This is a genomic window from Kitasatospora sp. NPDC004745 (assembly GCF_042873275.1).
Taxonomy (GTDB): domain Bacteria; phylum Actinomycetota; class Actinomycetes; order Streptomycetales; family Streptomycetaceae; genus Kitasatospora.
Genome location: NZ_JBIALK010000024.1, coordinates 96,884 through 112,187, shown reverse-complemented (window position 1 = coordinate 112,187; position 15,304 = coordinate 96,884). Strand labels below are relative to the sequence as shown.

The 15,304-nt window shown below is 75.4% G+C and carries 15 protein-coding genes; 10 read left to right on the top strand and 5 right to left on the bottom strand.

From position 1 onward, the window contains the following. The first annotated feature begins 125 nt into the window (after window positions 1–125). Together ACFYUY_RS30985 and ACFYUY_RS30980 are read left to right on the top strand one after the other, a co-directional pair. A complete protein-coding gene (locus ACFYUY_RS30985; protein WP_387905560.1) occupies window positions 126–1,037 on the top strand; it encodes an ABC transporter ATP-binding protein in 912 nt (303 codons plus the stop codon). Further along, window positions 1,034–1,882, top strand: a complete 849-nt coding sequence (locus tag ACFYUY_RS30980) for an ABC transporter permease (RefSeq protein WP_387905557.1) — start codon at window positions 1,034–1,036, stop codon at window positions 1,880–1,882. Before ACFYUY_RS30985 ends, ACFYUY_RS30980 begins: the two co-directional genes overlap by 4 nt. Before the next feature lie 12 nt (window positions 1,883–1,894). On the opposite strand, the gene ACFYUY_RS30975 is transcribed toward ACFYUY_RS30980, so the two are convergent. Further along, window positions 1,895–3,364: an MFS transporter gene (locus tag ACFYUY_RS30975; RefSeq protein ID WP_387905554.1), complete on the bottom strand. Its 1,470-nt coding sequence runs from the start codon at window positions 3,362–3,364 to the stop codon at window positions 1,895–1,897. Window positions 3,365–3,546: 182 nt separating this feature from the next. On the opposite strand from ACFYUY_RS30975, the gene ACFYUY_RS30970 reads away from it, so the two are divergent. Beyond that, window positions 3,547–5,622 carry an MDR family MFS transporter gene (locus ACFYUY_RS30970; RefSeq protein ID WP_387905551.1) on the top strand — a complete coding sequence of 692 codons (2,076 nt, stop codon included), beginning with the start codon at window positions 3,547–3,549 and terminating at the stop codon, window positions 5,620–5,622. A gap of 96 nt (window positions 5,623–5,718) precedes the next feature. On the opposite strand, the gene ACFYUY_RS30965 is transcribed toward ACFYUY_RS30970, so the two are convergent. Then, window positions 5,719–6,219: a GNAT family N-acetyltransferase gene (locus tag ACFYUY_RS30965; protein ID WP_360209726.1), complete on the bottom strand. Its 501-nt coding sequence runs from the start codon at window positions 6,217–6,219 to the stop codon at window positions 5,719–5,721. Window positions 6,220–6,398: 179 nt separating this feature from the next. Between ACFYUY_RS30965 and ACFYUY_RS30960 the strand changes: the two genes are divergently transcribed. The 3 genes from ACFYUY_RS30960 (at window position 6,399) to ACFYUY_RS30950 (ending at window position 8,723) form a co-directional block, all read left to right on the top strand. Further along, on the top strand, window positions 6,399–6,884 hold the full coding sequence (locus ACFYUY_RS30960) for a DUF2975 domain-containing protein (protein ID WP_387905656.1): 486 nt from the start codon (window positions 6,399–6,401) through the stop codon (window positions 6,882–6,884). Beyond that, a complete protein-coding gene (locus tag ACFYUY_RS30955; protein WP_360209722.1) occupies window positions 6,884–7,150 on the top strand; it encodes a helix-turn-helix transcriptional regulator in 267 nt (88 codons plus the stop codon). Before ACFYUY_RS30960 ends, ACFYUY_RS30955 begins: the two co-directional genes overlap by 1 nt. A 121-nt stretch (window positions 7,151–7,271) precedes the next feature. Continuing rightward, window positions 7,272–8,723 (top strand): sensor histidine kinase, encoded by a 1,452-nt coding sequence (locus tag ACFYUY_RS30950; protein ID WP_387905548.1) that lies wholly within the window; start codon window positions 7,272–7,274, stop codon window positions 8,721–8,723. Between the two features lie 52 nt (window positions 8,724–8,775). On the opposite strand, the gene ACFYUY_RS30945 is transcribed toward ACFYUY_RS30950, so the two are convergent. Continuing rightward, window positions 8,776–9,453 carry a response regulator transcription factor gene (locus tag ACFYUY_RS30945; RefSeq protein ID WP_360209718.1) on the bottom strand — a complete coding sequence of 226 codons (678 nt, stop codon included), beginning with the start codon at window positions 9,451–9,453 and terminating at the stop codon, window positions 8,776–8,778. Window positions 9,454–9,645: 192 nt separating this feature from the next. Between ACFYUY_RS30945 and ACFYUY_RS30940 the strand changes: the two genes are divergently transcribed. The 3 genes from ACFYUY_RS30940 (at window position 9,646) to ACFYUY_RS30930 (ending at window position 12,026) form a co-directional block, all read left to right on the top strand. After that, window positions 9,646–10,446: a hypothetical protein gene (locus tag ACFYUY_RS30940; RefSeq protein ID WP_360209716.1), complete on the top strand. Its 801-nt coding sequence runs from the start codon at window positions 9,646–9,648 to the stop codon at window positions 10,444–10,446. A 61-nt stretch (window positions 10,447–10,507) separates the two neighbouring features. Continuing rightward, window positions 10,508–11,173 (top strand): DedA family protein, encoded by a 666-nt coding sequence (locus ACFYUY_RS30935; protein ID WP_360209714.1) that lies wholly within the window; start codon window positions 10,508–10,510, stop codon window positions 11,171–11,173. Between the two features lie 142 nt (window positions 11,174–11,315). Continuing rightward, window positions 11,316–12,026, top strand: coding sequence for a phosphatase PAP2 family protein (locus tag ACFYUY_RS30930; RefSeq protein WP_387905544.1), 711 nt, complete (start codon window positions 11,316–11,318; stop codon window positions 12,024–12,026). A 239-nt stretch (window positions 12,027–12,265) separates the two neighbouring features. On the opposite strand, the gene ACFYUY_RS30925 is transcribed toward ACFYUY_RS30930, so the two are convergent. After that, window positions 12,266–13,303, bottom strand: coding sequence for an aldo/keto reductase (locus tag ACFYUY_RS30925; protein WP_360209784.1), 1,038 nt, complete (start codon window positions 13,301–13,303; stop codon window positions 12,266–12,268). A gap of 124 nt (window positions 13,304–13,427) precedes the next feature. Here ACFYUY_RS30925 and ACFYUY_RS30920 point away from each other — a divergent pair, with 124 nt between their 5' ends. Continuing rightward, entirely contained in the window at window positions 13,428–14,057 is a 630-nt protein-coding gene (locus tag ACFYUY_RS30920; protein WP_387905541.1) for a TetR/AcrR family transcriptional regulator, read from the top strand. 114 nt (window positions 14,058–14,171) lie between these two features. Here ACFYUY_RS30920 and ACFYUY_RS30915 read toward each other — a convergent pair whose 3' ends face one another. Further along, window positions 14,172–15,242, bottom strand: coding sequence for a TerD family protein (locus ACFYUY_RS30915; RefSeq protein ID WP_387905539.1), 1,071 nt, complete (start codon window positions 15,240–15,242; stop codon window positions 14,172–14,174). Between the last annotated feature and the right edge of the window lie 62 nt (window positions 15,243–15,304).

The window sequence follows — 15,304 nt, the reverse complement described above, 5'->3', positions numbered from 1 at the left end:
CGTATCGACGAGCTGAGGAGCCGTCATCGGACCGTGGTCGTAAGGCCTGGGAGGACACCCGCCGCCGCCCGGTGTCCTCCCAGGACGGATGCGGCGGCCCGGCCCGCCCGGGCACCGTGGACCCCATGATCGAAGTCACCGGGTTGACCAAGCGCTACGGCGCCACCACCGCCGTCGACCGCCTCTCCTTCACCGTCCGCCCCGGCCGCGTCACCGGCTTCCTCGGCCCGAACGGAGCCGGCAAGTCCACCACCCTGCGGATGGTGCTCGGCCTCCAGGAACCCACCGGCGGCACCGCCACCGTCGGGGGGCGCCCCTTCCGCTCCCGGCCGCGCGGACTGCGCCACGTCGGCGCGCTGCTCGGCGCGGGCGACGTTCACGGCGGGCGCACCGGCCGCGCCCACCTGCGGGCGCTGGCCCGCGGCAACGCCGTCCCGTTCGACCGGGTCGAGCGGGTGCTCGCCGAGGTCGGGCTCGGCACGGCCGCCGGGCGCCGGATCGGCGGGTACTCGCTCGGCATGCGACAACGGCTCGGCATCGCCGCCGCCCTGCTCGGCGACCCGCCGGTGCTGCTCTTCGACGAACCGCTCAACGGCCTGGACCCGGAGGGCGTGCGCTGGGTCCGCGGCCTGTTCCGGCGGCTGGCCGCCGAGGGGCGGACGGTCTTCGTCTCCAGCCACATGATGGCCGAGATGGAGCACACCGCCGACCACCTGGTGGTGATCGGCCGCGGCCGGCTGATCGCCGACGAGGGCCTCGGCGAGTTCGCGGCCCGGGCCGGCCGGGCCGGCGTCACCGTCCGGACGGCCGAACCCGGCCGGCTGGCCGCCGTGTTGCGGGCCGCGGGCGCCACCGCCCTTCCGGGCCAGGGCGGTTCGCTCGCCGTGACCGGCCTGGACGCCGTCCGGATCGGCGAACTCGCGCTGGCCGCGGGCCTCCCGCTGCAGGGCCTGACCGCCCGGACCGCCTCCCTGGAGGAGGCGTTCATGGAACTGACCGCCGACAGCCTCGACCACCCCTCCGGAGGGACCCGATGACCGCCCCCGCCCGCGCCGCCTCCGTCCCGGGTGACGCCGCCGAGCCGCGCGCCCGCTTCCGCGACCTGCTCGCCGCGGAGTGGATCACCTTCTGGTCGCTGCGCTCGACACCGGCGGTGCTGCTCCTCGGCGCCGCGGTGATCGTCGCCACCGCCGTCCGGAACGCCCGCGACACCCTCGACCACTACGTCCCCGGCACCGGCCGGCCGGACACCATGCGACAGGTCGCGCTCGACAGCTCGTTCAGCATGGTCGGCGCCGACGTGGTGATGCTCGTGGCGGGCGGCCTCGGCGCCCTCGTCCTGGCCGGCGAGTACGCCAGCGGACGGATCCGCACCAGTCTGGCCGCCGTCCCCGACCGGTGCGCCCTGCTGCTCGCCAAGGCCCTGGTGCTCACCGGCGTCCTGTTCGCCTGGGCCGCCGCCGCCGTCGGCACCGCCTTCGGCGTCGACCAGGCGTTGCTGTCCGACCGGGGCATCGGCCTGTCGGTCGCCGACCCGGGCGCCCTGCGCTTCCTCGCCGCGGCGGTGCTGCTCGCAATGGTCTGCGCCCTCGTCGGGCTGGCCGTCGGCGTGCTCGTCCGGCACAGCGCCGCGAGCGTGGTCGGCACGATCCTGGTGCTCTTCTTCCTGCCCTCCCTCTTCACCGACACCTACCGGTGGACGGCCGACGTCTCGCACGCCCTGCCGTTCACCGCCTGGCGCCGGCTGGCCACCCTCAGCCTGGCCCACGCGAGGCCCTCCGACCACCCGGCCACCGTGGCCGGCTCCTGGACCGCCCTCGCGCTCTGGGCGCTCGCCTCGCTGCTGCTCGCCGTCCTCGTCATCCGGCGCCGCGACCACTGAGCGGGACCCGCCCTACGGGGTGTCACCGGCCGCGACGTCCGCCACCGCCACCACCAGGGCCACCAGCACCAGGCCCGCCGCCACCGCCACGCCCAGCTGGAAGGCCAGCGCCCAGTCCGGGTGCCGGCCGCGGGCGTGGGCGAAGAACACCGAGCCGACGATCGCGATGCCGACCGCCGAACCCACCCGCTGGGCGGTCTGCAGCACCCCGCCCGCGCTGCCCGCCCGGGCCACCGGCACCCGCTGGAGGGTCAGCGTCTGGTTCGGCGCGATCACCAGCCCGCTGCCCGCCCCCGCCACCAGCAGCGGCAGCGCCGTCGCCCAGCCCGTCGCCGCCCCCGACCAGAGCCGCACCGCCCCCGCCGAGGCCACCAGACCGCACAGCACCAGCAGCAGCCCGGCCACCACCAGCCGCCGCCCCAGCCGGGCGACCAGCCGCCCGCCCACCGCCGCCGCACCGGCCGAGCCGAGCGCGAACGGGGTGATCGCCAGACCGGCCGACAGCGCCGAGTAGTGCAGGCCCGCCTGCAGGTACAGCGTGAAGATGAAGAAGATGGCGGTGAACCCGGCGAAGTACACCAGCGACAGCGCCACGCCCGCCGCGTACGGGCGCACCGCGAACAGCGCCATGTTGACCAGCGGCTCCCGCCGCCGCGCGTAGTACCGCTCCCAGCCGACGAAGGCGCCGAGCAGCGCGGCCGCCAGCGGCAGCAGCAGCCAGCGCGCCGCGCTGTGCCACTGCTGCTCCTGGACGAACGGCAGCAGCAGCGCCACCGTGCCGGCACCGAGCAGCAGCACCCCGACCGGGTCGAAGTCGCGGTGCCCGGCCCGCTCGGCGGCCGGCGCGGGCGGCGGGAGCAGCCGGCGGGCGAGCGGCAGGGCCGCCGCCCCGATCGGCAGGTTCACCAGGAACACCCAGCGCCAGCCGTCCTGAGGCCCGAACAGGTGGATCAGCAGGCCGCCCAGCAGCGGGCCGACGGCGGTGGACAGGCCGATGGTCGCGCCGAGCGCGCCGAAGGCCCGGCCGCGCTCGGCCCCCTGGAACAGCGTCTGGATGAAGCCGGAGACCTGCGGGACGAGCACCCCGCCGGCCGCGCCCTGGAACAACCTGGCCAGCACCAGCCACTCCTGGCTCCGGGCCGCCCCCGCCAGGGCACTGGCCAGGGTGAACAGGGCCAGCCCGGTGAGGAAGACGGCCCGTCTGCTGCGCGCGTCCCCGAGCCGCCCGGCCGGGACCAGCACCAGGCCGAAGGCCAGCGCGTAGCCGCTCAGCACCCACTGCAGCCCGCTCTCCGACATGTGCAGCCCGGCCCGGACGGTCGGCAGCGCGACGTTGACGATGCTGACGTCCAGCAGCGTCATGAACCCGGCGACCAGGCAGACCGCGAGCGCCCGCCAGCGCCGCGCGGCGGCCGGCCCGCCGACGCCGGACGCGCCGGGCGGCGGGGGGTCCACCGCGCTGCGGGAGGGGTGGGCGGTCATGGGAGCCTCTTCCCGGTGTCCGGGGCGTCCTCGTACGGGCCCCGGTCGGCTCCGGTCGACGGACGGGCGCTGCCCGGCCATCGTCGCCCGGACCACCCCACCGCGCCACGCGGCCCGTCCCCGCTCACCCGGACGGGCGAGCCGGATCGCGGCGGCCCGCGGCCGGGCCCGAGGCTGAGGGCATGAACGCCGCGACCGAAACCCCGCCCGCCGCCCCACCGGTGCTGGACGTCCGGCAGCGGAACGTCGTCTTCGGCACCATCGTGCTGGGCATGCTGCTGGCCGCCCTCGACCAGACCATCGTCGGCACCGCGCTGCCCACCATCGTGGCCGACCTCGGCGGTGCCGCCCACATGTCCTGGGTGGTGACCTCCTACCTGCTGGCGGAGACGGTGGCGACCGTCCTGGCCGGAAAGTTCGGCGACCTGTACGGGCGCAAGCTGCTGTTCCAGGTGTCCGCGATCGTCTTCATCACCGGCTCGTTCCTGTGCGGCCTGGCGACCGACATGACGCTGCTGATCGCCTGGCGGGCGCTCCAGGGCGTCGGCGCGGGCGGCCTGATGGTCACCGCCATGGCGCTGATCGCCGACGTCATCCCGCTGCGCGAGCGCGGCAAGTACCAGGGCGCGATCGGCGCGGTGTTCGGCGTGGCCACGGTGATCGGCCCGCTGCTGGGCGGGCTGTTCACCGACCACCTGTCCTGGCGCTGGGCGTTCTACGTCAACGTGCCGATCGCCGTCGTCGTGGTGATCGCGGCTGCCCGGACCATTCCGGCGGTCCGCTCGGCGGTGCGGCCGGTCATCGACTACCTGGGCATCGCCCTGGTCTCGGTCGGCGCCAGCGCCCTGATCCTGGCGACCAGTTGGGGCGGCAACCAGTACGCCTGGGGCTCGCCGGTGATCATCGCCCTGTTCGCCGGCGGCGTCCTGGCACTCGGCCTGTTCTGCCGGGCGGAGACCCGGGCCGTCCAACCGATGCTGCCGATGCGGCTGTTCCGCAACCCGGTGTTCGCGGTCTGCTCGGTGCTCAGCTTCATCGTCGGCTTCGCCATGCTCGGCGCACTGACCTTCCTGCCGACGTTCCTGCAGTACGTCGACGGCGACTCGGCGACCGTCTCCGGCGTGCGGATGCTGCCGATGGTGATCGGCCTGCTGATCGCCTCGGTCGCCAGCGGCAACGTCGTCAGCAAGACCGGCAGGTACCGGATGTTCCCGATCGCCGGCACCCTGGTGATGGCCGTCGGCCTCTACCTGCTCTCCCGGCTGGAACCGGGCACGGGCACCGCGCTGGCCTCCTCCTACATGTTCGTCCTCGGCGTCGGCATCGGGCTGAGCATGCAGGTGCTCACCATCGCCGTGCAGAACACCGTCGACTACGCGGACCTCGGCACCGCCACCTCCGGGGTCACCTTCTTCCGCACCATCGGCAGTTCCTTCGGCACCGCCGTGTTCGGCACCATCTACGCCAACAGCCTCAGCACCGAACTGGCCAGGGGCGTGGCCGTGTCCGCTCGGCTCACCGGCGCCGACCCGGCGCTGCTGGCCCGCGCCGCGGAGAGCCCGCAGGGGCTGCACCGGCTGCCGCCCGCGCAGGCGGCGCCGATCGTCCAGGCGTACGCGGACGCCCTGCACACCGTCTTCCTGTGGACGGTGCCGGTCGCGCTGATCGGCTTCGTGGTGGCGCTGTTCCTCAAGCAGGTGCCGCTGCGCGACACCGCCCGGGCCGGCTCGACCGACCTCGGCGAGGGCTTCGCCCAGCCGAACAGCAGCGACCCCGACCCGCACCTGGAACTGGCGGTCTGCAAGATCGTCCGCGGCGTCGACCTGGACACCGTCCGCTCGATCGTCACCGACGCCGACACCCCGGTCGACCTCGCCGGCGCCTGGGCGCTGATGGAGGTCGCCGGGCACGACAAGGCGCTCGGCGAGGCCTCGCTGGGCCTGATCGCCGCCCGCAAGCGCGTGCCGCCCGAGGTGCTGGAGCCGGTCTTCGACCGGATGACCGTCGAGGGCTACCTGACGCGCGACGGCGACCGCCTCACCCACACGGAGGCCGGCACCCGCGAGGTCCGCGCCCTCGCCCGCGCCTGGTCGGACTGGCTCAACGCCCGGCTGGACGCCGACGCCGGCCGCCCCCGCAGCCCGCAGCTGCGCACCGCCGCGGACGCCGTCGCCTGGCGCCTGCTGGTCGAGGACCTCGCCAACGGGCTCCCGGCCCACGCCAAGGCCAAGGTGCGGGCGAGGGCCGGGGTGGAGTGACCGCGGGGCCCGTCCGGACGTGACCCGCCGGGTGGGCCGCGCCGGGTGGGCCGCGCCGGGCAGGAGCTACGCCGGGTGGGCCCCGCCGGGCGGGAGCTACGCCTCCTCGAGCCGCTTCGCCAGCACCAGCTCGCGGCGCAGCCCGTCGTCGAGGAGGTCACCGGGTTCGTCGGTGTCGGCGAAGCCGTGCCGGCGGTAGAGGGCGATCGCGGCGTCGTTGTCGGGCATCACGGCCAGCTTCAGGGTGGTGCGGCCCTGCTCGGCGGCCCAGCGGGCGATCCCGTCGATCAGCTCGCCGGCCACCCCGCGGCCGCGGGCGGCCGGGCCGACCCACATCGAGATCAGCTCGGCGGCCGCGGCGTCCCCGTCGGCGGGCACGCCGCTGGCCATCGCGACCGGGGTGCCGTCCAGGACGGCCACCAGGTCGAGGGCGCCGGGGATCTCCAGCCGGGATCGCCAGCGGGCCTCGCGGTCCCCGTCGCCCTGCCAGTCGGCGAGCACGGACCCGAAGGCGTACGGCGCCTCGGTGAGGGCGGCCAGGCGCAGCTCGCGCCAGAGCGGCCAGTCGTCGGAGGAGAGTACTCGCAGTTCAAGCATGGTGCGGACCTTGCCGCACCCCGGTCGGCGGGGCAACCGGATTACCGGGCGGCCGACTGGTCCGTCGGGGTGGCACGCCGGGAGCCGCGGAGCCCTCCACCGTTCCCGGCGCTCCCCGCACCTTGCTCCACCTATCGAGATTCGATAGATTCCCATCGTCATTCGATGGAGGGATGACCGTGGGAAATCTGACCGTGCGCGCGCTGCGCGCCGTGCTCCTGGTGGTGCTCGCCGGCACCGTGCTCGTACAGGCCGGGCTGGTGTGGGCGCTGGCCACCGACCCGGAGGACGGGACGCTGCCGCTGACCGCGATGCGCCTGCTGACGATCCTGGGGCTGGCGTCGGCCCAGGTCGCCCTGGTCTGCGTGTGGCGGCTCGTGGCGATGGTCCGGCGCGGGACGGTGTTCTCCCCTGCCGCCTTCCGGTACGTGGACGGCGTGATCGGCGCCATCGTGGCGGCCTCCCTCGTCTGGTTCTCGGTCACCGCCGTCAACGCGCCCGGCCAGCGCGAGGACCCGGGGGTCACCGTCATCATGGGCGGCATCGGCCTGGCCATCCTGGGCGTCGCGCTCATCGTGCTGGTGCTGCGGATGCTGCTCGCCCAGGCCGTCGCGCGCGACGTCGAGGCCACCCAGCTGCAGGCCGAGCTGGACGAGGTGATCTGATGCCGATCGCCGTCGACATCGACGTGATGCTGGCCAGGCGCAAGATGTCCGTGGGCGAGCTCGCGGACCGCGTGGGCATCACCCCCGCCAACCTCGCGGTCCTCAAGAACGGCCGGGCCAAGGCGGTGCGGTTCGCCACCCTCGCCGCGCTCTGCGAGGTGCTCGAGTGCCAGCCGGGCGACCTGCTGCGCTGGGAGGGCGAGGACGACACGGGCGACGCCACGGGCGGCACCGGCGGCGTTGCTGAAGGAACGCTGAAGACCTGAAGGCACCTTCAGCCGCCGGGCCCGGCGACCTGCCACCCTGGGGGCATGCGCGTACTGGTGGAGAACGACGGGCGGTCGGCAGGGCCCCGGGGCGGGGCCGGCTTCCCCGGGGTGGCCGCAGGTGACTGACCGGACCCGCCCTTCCGCTCCCCGGGCGGTCCGCCGCCGCGCCACGGCCGCACTGCACCGGCTCGCCAGGCACCCCCGCGTCGCTCCCCTGGTCGCTCGCCTCGCACCGCGGTCCGTCCGCACCCGCACCACCCTCGCCGCCTGCGCCAGCGTGGCCGTCGTCATGCTCGCCGCGTCCGCCGCCGTCCTCCTGCTGCTGCGCGCCAACCTGGAGCGCACCGTCGAGACGGGCGCCCGCGAACAGGCCCAGGCCGTCGCCCGGCTCGCCGCCGACGGCCACCTCGCCACACCGCTCCCCCTCGACCACGGCACCGACTTCATCCAGGTCACCGACGCGGCGGGGAAGGTCGTCGCCGCGAGCCAGAACCTCACCGGACACCCCGCCCTCACCCCCACCACGACCGAGGACGGCCACACCAGCTACGACCTGCGCGCCCTCGGCGACGAGCACCACCAGCGCGTCACCACCCTCACCGCCGACACCCCCGCCGGCCCCGTCACCATCCGCGTCGGCGCCTCCCTGCGCACCGCCGACACCGCGGAGGACCTCACCACCGCCGCACTGGCCGGCCTCAGCGCCGTCCTGCTGGTCACCGTCGCCACCCTCACCTGGCGCGCGACCGGCCGCGCGCTGCGCCCGGTGGAGGCGATCCGCGCCGAGGTCGCCGCCATCGGCGACCGCGACCTCGACCGGCGGGTGCCCGAACCCCGCAGCGACGACGAGATCGCCCGCCTCGCCGGCACGATGAACGCCATGCTCGACCGCCTGGAGACCGCCGGCACCCGCCAGCGCCGGTTCATCGCCGACGCCTCCCACGAACTGCGCAGCCCCCTCACCGGCCTGCGCGCCCAGCTGGAGATCGCCCTCACCCACCCCGACCCCCAGGTGCGCACCGGTCTCGTCGCCGGAGCCCTGGAGGACACCGAACGCCTCCAGTCCCTCGCCACCGACCTGCTGCTCCTCGCCCGCCTCGACGCCACCGGCAGCGACCGCCCGCACGAACAGGTCGACCTCACCGAACTCGTCCGCGCCACCGTGGCGGGCCGCGGCCCGCAGCCCCACCCCGTCGACCTGCACGCCCAGGAGGGGATCACCGTCACCGGCAACCCGCTGTGGCTCGGACGGCTGCTGACCAACCTCCTCGACAACGCCCAGCGCCACGCCCGCCGGCACGTCACCGTCCGGCTGTCCGGGGACGACACCGGCGGGCAGGCCGTCCTCGACGTGGCCAACGACGGCACCCCGATCGATCCGGCCGACCGGGAGCGGATCTTCGAACGGTTCACCCGCCTCGACGAGGCCCGCAGCCGCGACGACGGCGGCAGCGGTCTGGGCCTGTCCATCGCCCGTGACATCGCCACCATCCACGGCGGCACCCTCACCGTCCAGGACGCGCCGGACGGCACCACCTTCCGCGCCCGTCTGCCGGTCACCCGGGACTGAGCCCCGCCCCCGGCCCGGCACGGCCCCGAGCCGGTCAGCCGCCGTCAGCCGGTCAGCCGCCGTCGGACGCCAGGCGGTAGCCGGCGCCGCGGACGGTCTGCACCGCGGCCCGGCCGAAGGGCGCGTCGATCTTGCGGCGGAGGGCGCTGACGTGGACCTCGACGGTGTTGGGGTCACTGTCGAGGGCGGTGTCCCACACCGCGTCCAGGATCTCCCGCTTCGACACGACCTCACCGGCCCGGCGGGCGAGGTGGTCCAGCACGGCGAACTCGCGCGGCGTCAGCGCGACGGCGGCACCGCCCCGGGAGCAGGTGCGGGCGGCGGAGTCGACGACGAGGTCGCCCAGGACGGTGCGCCGGGGCGCCCGGCTGCCGATCCGGCGGGCGAGCGCCCGGAGCCGTGCGGTGAGGACGACGAAGGAGAAGGGCTTGGACAGGTAGTCGTCGGCACCGGTGTCGAGCGCCTCGGCCTCGTCCCACTCGCCGTCCTTGGCGGTGAGCATCAGGATGCCGACGTCGCTGCCGGCGGCCCGCAGCCGTGAGCAGACCCGGTAGCCGTTGAGGCCGGGCAGCATGATGTCGAGGACGATCACGTCGTAGGCGTGGTCCATGGCCCTGGCCAGGCCGGACAGCCCGTCGTGGGCCACGTCCACGGTGAACCCCTCCGCGGTCAGTCCGAGCTGGACCGTCTGGGCCAGCCGGCGTTCGTCCTCCACCACCAGTACGCGCATACCCACCAGGGTGGCAGGTCCCCCGACCGGAAGCTGAAGGCGTCTTCAGGTCTTCAGCCGATCTTCAGCAACACCCGGACATGCTGGCGGTACCGCCCGGGAAAGGCCCCGGGCCCGTCGAGGATCGGCGGCCGACCCCCTCGTCTCGTCGGCGCGGCCCGCGCCGCGCATCATGGAAGGAGCGCCGTCCTCGTGGGCGCCACGACTACCCCCCAGCGGACCCACCGACGCCAGGACCTCTCCGCAGGGCCCGCCTGGAGCAAGGTCCCGCAGGTCACCGCCGTGTTCTGGGCCGTCAAGATCCTCACCACCGGCATGGGCGAGACCACCTCCGACTACCTGGCCCGCGTCCTGGGCCCGGTGCCGGCGGTCGGCTCGGCGGCGCTGCTGCTGGCCGCCGCGCTGTTCGCACAGGCCCGCACCCGCCGCTACGTCCCCGTCGTGTACTGGGCCGCGGTCGTCATGGTGAGCGTCTTCGGGACCATGGCCGCCGACGTCGCGCACGTCGCCCTGGGCGTGCCGTACGCCGTCTCCACGGTGGCGTTCGCCGGCGCCCTCGCCCTGGTGTTCGCCCTGTGGCGCCGCACCGAGGGGACGCTCGCGGTGGAGACCGTCGCCGGCGGCCGGCGCGAGGTCTTCTACTGGTGCGCGGTGATGGCCACGTTCGCGCTCGGCACCGCCGTCGGTGACCTGACCGCCGCCACCCTGGGCTGGGGCTACCTGCCCTCCGGGCTGCTGTTCGCCGCACTGATCGCCGTGCCGGCGCTCGCGCACCGGCTGTCCGGCCTCTCGCCGGTGCTCACGTTCTGGTGGGCCTACGTGCTCACCCGCCCGCTGGGCGCCTGCTTCGCCGACTGGGCCGGGGTCAGCCGGGAGCGCGGCGGCCTGGACCTGGGCACCGGGCCGGTGAGCCTGGCCCTCGCCGCCGTCATCGTGGTGGCCGTGGCGTGGCTGGCGACCACCGAGCGGCGCACCCCCCGGGCCCTGGCCTGACGCGACCACGGCCCTCCGGCCGTAGCCGACCGAACCCGCTCCCCGAGGAGGGACGCAGATCATGGTGAACCTGTCGTCGGGCCTGCTGGCCGTCAACCCGCTGGCCGTCAACCCGCTGGACGCCGGATCGCTGCTCGGCGCGTTCGGCGCGCTGGGGATCGCCGTGGTGCTGTTCGCGGAGACCGGCCTGCTGGTCGGCTTCTTCCTGCCGGGCGACTCGCTGCTCTTCACGGCGGGCCTGCTCTGCACCACGAGCGCCCACGGCGGACCGCACCTGGACCTCGCCCAGGTGCTCGCCGCCGCCGCGGTCGGTGCCCTGACCGGGGCCCAGGTCGGCTACCTGCTGGGGCGCCGCGGCGGCCGGACGCTGCTCACCCGCTCCCGCAACAAGCGCCTGCACGACGGGGCGGCGCGGGCCGAGGAGATCCTGCAGCGCTACGGGCACGCCAAAGCCGTCGTCCTGGCCCGCTTCGTCCCGGTGGTGCGCACCGTCCTCAACCCGCTGGCGGGCGCGCTCGGCGTCGACGCCCGGACCTTCACCCTCTGGCAGGTCGTCGGCGGCCTGGTCTGGACGTTCGGCCTGGTCCTCGCCGGCTACGCGCTCGGCTCCTCCGTGCCGAACGTCGACCACTACCTGCTGCCGGTGGTCGCCGCGGTGGTCGTGGTGTCGCTGCTGCCGCTCGGGCTGGAGCTGATGCGCTCGCGCCGGAAGGCGGGCACCCGGTGACGGCCCGCCCCGGCGTGCTGCCCGGCGGGCCGGCCGCGCGGGCCGGTGCCCCGGCCGCGCGCCCCGGCCGGGGGCCGCTGCGCCGTGAGCCGCTGTGCCGGCAGCCGTGGTGCCGACGGCCGCTGCACCCGGAGGCCGCCTCATGAGCCGGCCGAGCCCGCGCCGCGCCCGCACCACCGCCGCGGTGGCGGCCGGCCTGTTCGTCGTGCTCGCCGTCGGACTGGCGACCCGTGGGTGGGCCCCGTTCGGGTTCGAGACCTGGGCGCTCGCCCGCAGCGCCGCCCACCGACCGGCCGCGGCCCGGGAGGCGGCCGTCGCGGTGACGTGGTTCGGCACCGGCGCCGCCCCGTACGTCATGGCGCTCGCCGCCGGTGCCGTGCTCCTCGGCGCGGTGCCCCGGCCGAGGGAGCGGCGGCGCGCCGTCGCGCTGGCACTGGCGCCGCTGCTGTGGCTGGCCCTCGGGCAGCTGGTGCGCCAGGGCCTGATGCACGGCTTCGGCCGCCCCCGCCCGCCCGCCGGCTACCGGGCGGTCTCCGCGTCGGGCTTCTCCTTCCCCTCGGGGCACACGTTCACCTCGGCGGTGTGCGCCGGGCTGCTCGCGCTGGCGGTCGCCCGGGCCCGGCCCGGCCTGGCGCGGTGGGCGGTGGCCTGCGCGGCGGTGTTCGCGGCCGCGATCGGCCTCAGCCGCGTCTACCTGGGCGTCCACTGGCCCCTCGACGTGCTCGGCGGCTGGCTCCTCGCCGCGGCCTGGCTGGCCGGCGGCGCCCTCCTCCTCGACCGCGTCCTGCGGTGGACCCGCGCTCCGCGCCCGCCGTCCGGCGGTGACCGGGCGCCCGGGAGTACCGCCCCGTAGGGTCAGCTGAGGCACACCTGAGTCACACAGGCGGTCCCCATGACCGTCACACCGGCGGCGGGCGGGCTCCGGTCGCCGGCCGCGGCCGGCCCCGGCGGACCTCGTCCCCGGCGAACGAGGACGTCGAGGCCACCGGGACTGACGGGGCGGACGGCTGACGCGACCGGCCGGGCGGACCAGTCCACCGCGGTCGCACGCACTCGCAGGCCCCCGATCAGCCGCACCGACAACACATCGGGTCAGCCCGCCAGCGGCGGGTTCAGCCGGGCGAAGGCCTCCTGACGGTGGTACGGGAAGTACGGGTAGGGCGCGGTGCGGTCGCTCGCGGCGTCCAGTCGGGCGGCCTGCTCCTCGGTCAGCGCCCAGCCGACCGCGCCGAGGTTCTGCCGCAGCTGCTCCTCGTTGCGGGCGCCGATGATGACGGAGGAGACGGTCGGACGGCGCAGCAGCCAGTTGATCGCGACCTGCGGGATGCTGCGGCCGGTCTCCTGGGCGACCTCGTCGAGCGCGTCGACCACCCGGTACAGCAGCTCGTCCTCGACCGGCGGGCCGTAGTCGGCGGTGTCGTGCAGGCGGCTGCCGGCCGGCAGGGGCCGGCCGCGCCGGATCCGGCCGGTGAGGCGGCCCCAGCCCAGCGGGCTCCAGACCAGGGCGCCGACGCCCTCCTCGCGGGCCAGCGGCATCAGTTCCCACTCGTAGTCGCGGCCGACCAGGGAGTAGTAGACCTGGTGGGCCGCGTAGCGGGGGCGGCCGTGGCGGTCGGCGGCGGCCAGGGACTTCATCAGCTGCCAGCCGGAGAAGTTGGAGACGCCGGTGTAGCGGATCTTGCCGGCCCGGACCAGGTCCTCCAGGGTGGCCAGCACCTCCTCGACCGGGGTGCCGGCGTCGTAGGCGTGCAGCTGGAAGAGGTCCAGGTAGTCGGTGTCGAGGCGGCGCAGCGCGGCGTCGACGGCCCTGGTGAGGCGGACCCTGGAGGTGCCGGCGTCGTTCGGCCCGTCGCCCAGCGGCAGGCCGGCCTTGGTGGAGATGAGCACCTGGTCGCGGCGGCCGCGGACGGCGCGGCCGAGGACCTCCTCGGAGGCGCCGTCGGAGTAGACGTCGGCGGTGTCGAAGAGGGTGACGCCGGCGTCGACGGCGATGTCGAGCAGGCGCCGGGCCTCCTGGACGTCGGTGGTGCCCCAGGCGCCGAACAGCGGCCCGCGGCCGCCGAAGGTGCCGGTGCCGAGGCTGAGCGCGGGGACCTTGAGGCCGGAGTTGCCGAGCCTGCGGTACTCCATGGCGGTGCCGGTGGCGGAGGTCATGACGGTTCTCCCCTCGAAAGCCCTTAACGGGACTCCCATGCCGTTAGGATGGTTCGACCCTAGCAGGCCGACCCGAACTAATGGAACAGGAATCCCGTTAATGGCCGTCGAGAACCACGACTCCCCCACCCCCGGGACGGTCCGCCCCGGCGGCCGCACCGCCCGGGTCCGCGCCGCCGTCCTGCGGGCCGCCGAGGACGCCCTGGTCGAACGCGGCTTCGGCGGCCTCGACCTCGGCGACGTCGCCCAGCGGGCCGAGGTCGGCCGCACCACCGTCTACCGTCGCTGGGGCACCACCAGCGCCCTGGTCGCGGACCTGCTGGCCGACATGGCCGAGCAGTCGCTGCCGCGCTCCCGCAGCGGCTCCCTCACCGAGGACCTCCGGGCCAACGCCCGGCTCGTCCAGCGCACCCTGGCCGACCCCCGGCAGGGCGCCCTGTTCCGGGCGGTGATCGTCGCCGCGGCCTGCGACACGGAGGCCGCCGAGGCCCTCCGGCTGTTCTACCGACGCCGGGTCGAGGAGTGGGCGCCGTGCGTCACCGAGGCCGTCGAACGCGGCGAACTCCCCACGGGCACCGACGAGTCCGAGGTGATCCGGGCCGTCTCCGCACCGCTCTACTACCGGATGCTGACCACCGCCGAAGCACTCGACGAGCGCGCCGCCGACCGCGCCGCGGCCGCCGCCGAGGCCGCCGCCCGGGCCGGCGCCCACCGGCGCCAGGACGCCTGAGCACCAGCGCCGGAGCAGCGCCGCAGGAGAAGGCCCCCCGGGACGCCGACGGCCGCACGGCGCGGGTGCGCCGTGCGGCCGTCGGGAGTGGGCCCCGGACCGGACCGGGCCGGTCTAGAAGAACCCCTCGTCATCCTCGTAGTAGTTGTTCACGACCACCTCCGGGCCGTCGTCGCTCAACGCCTCGTTGAGGAGCACGCCGCCGACCAGGCCCGCCGCGCCCGCACCGATCATCGCGCCCGTCCCGAACCGCCGCCCGCCCTGGGCCGGTTGCCCCTGGGCCTGAGCGGGCACCTGCGGGTAGCCCTGCTGGACCGGCTGCGGGTAGCCGGCCTGCGGCGGGGTGTAGAACGGCGGCACGGTGGTCTGCACCCGCTGGGCGCAGGCAGCGCAGGCCTCGACCGGGCGCGGCACGCCCCACTGCGGCGACCACGACACCACCGCGGAACCGGGGCCGTGCGAGGGATCGAAGAAACAGGTCACGGGGAGACTCCCTGCGGTCGACTGGGTCACGGGGGCGAGCGGCGCGGCGGCGGGCAGCGCGGGCGGCGCCGGCGGTGGCGGGGGGACGGCCGGCACGGAGGCCGCCGGAGCGGGGGCGGCCGGCGCTGCGGGAGCGGGCTGCAGGACGTCCACGCCGAAGTCCGCGGCGATGCCGGCGAGGCCCGCCGCGTACCCCTGCCCGACGGCCCGGAACTTCCAGTCCGCACCGTTGCGGTAGAGCTCCCCGAACACCATCGCGGTCTCGCTGCCGGCCTCGGGCGCGACCTCGTACCTGGCCAGCTCGGCGCCGCCGTCCGGGTCGGCGATCCGCACGTACGCGCCGCGGACCTGACCGAAGCTCTGCCGCCGCTGCGCCGCGTCGTAGATCGCGACGGCGAAGACGATCCGCTCGACCCCGGCGTCGACGTCCGCGAGCCGGACCTCGATCCGCTCCCGGTCGCCACCCGTTCCGTCGCCGGCGCCGCCCTGGTGGCGGACCGCGCCGTCCGGGCTCTGCAGGTTGTTGAAGAAGACGAAGTGCCGGTCGGAGACGACCTTCCCGGAGGGGCCGCAGAGCAGGGCGCTGGCGTCCAGGTCGTACCCGGCGCCGGCCGTCCAGCCGAGGCCGATCCGTACGGTCCGCAGCCCGGGGGCCTGCTTCCCCAGGGAGACGTTGCCGCCCTTCGTCAGGGCCACACTCATGGGACTTCCTCCACAACCGTCCGATATACCGCTGTTCTTCCGTTCGACTACGACAACGCTGT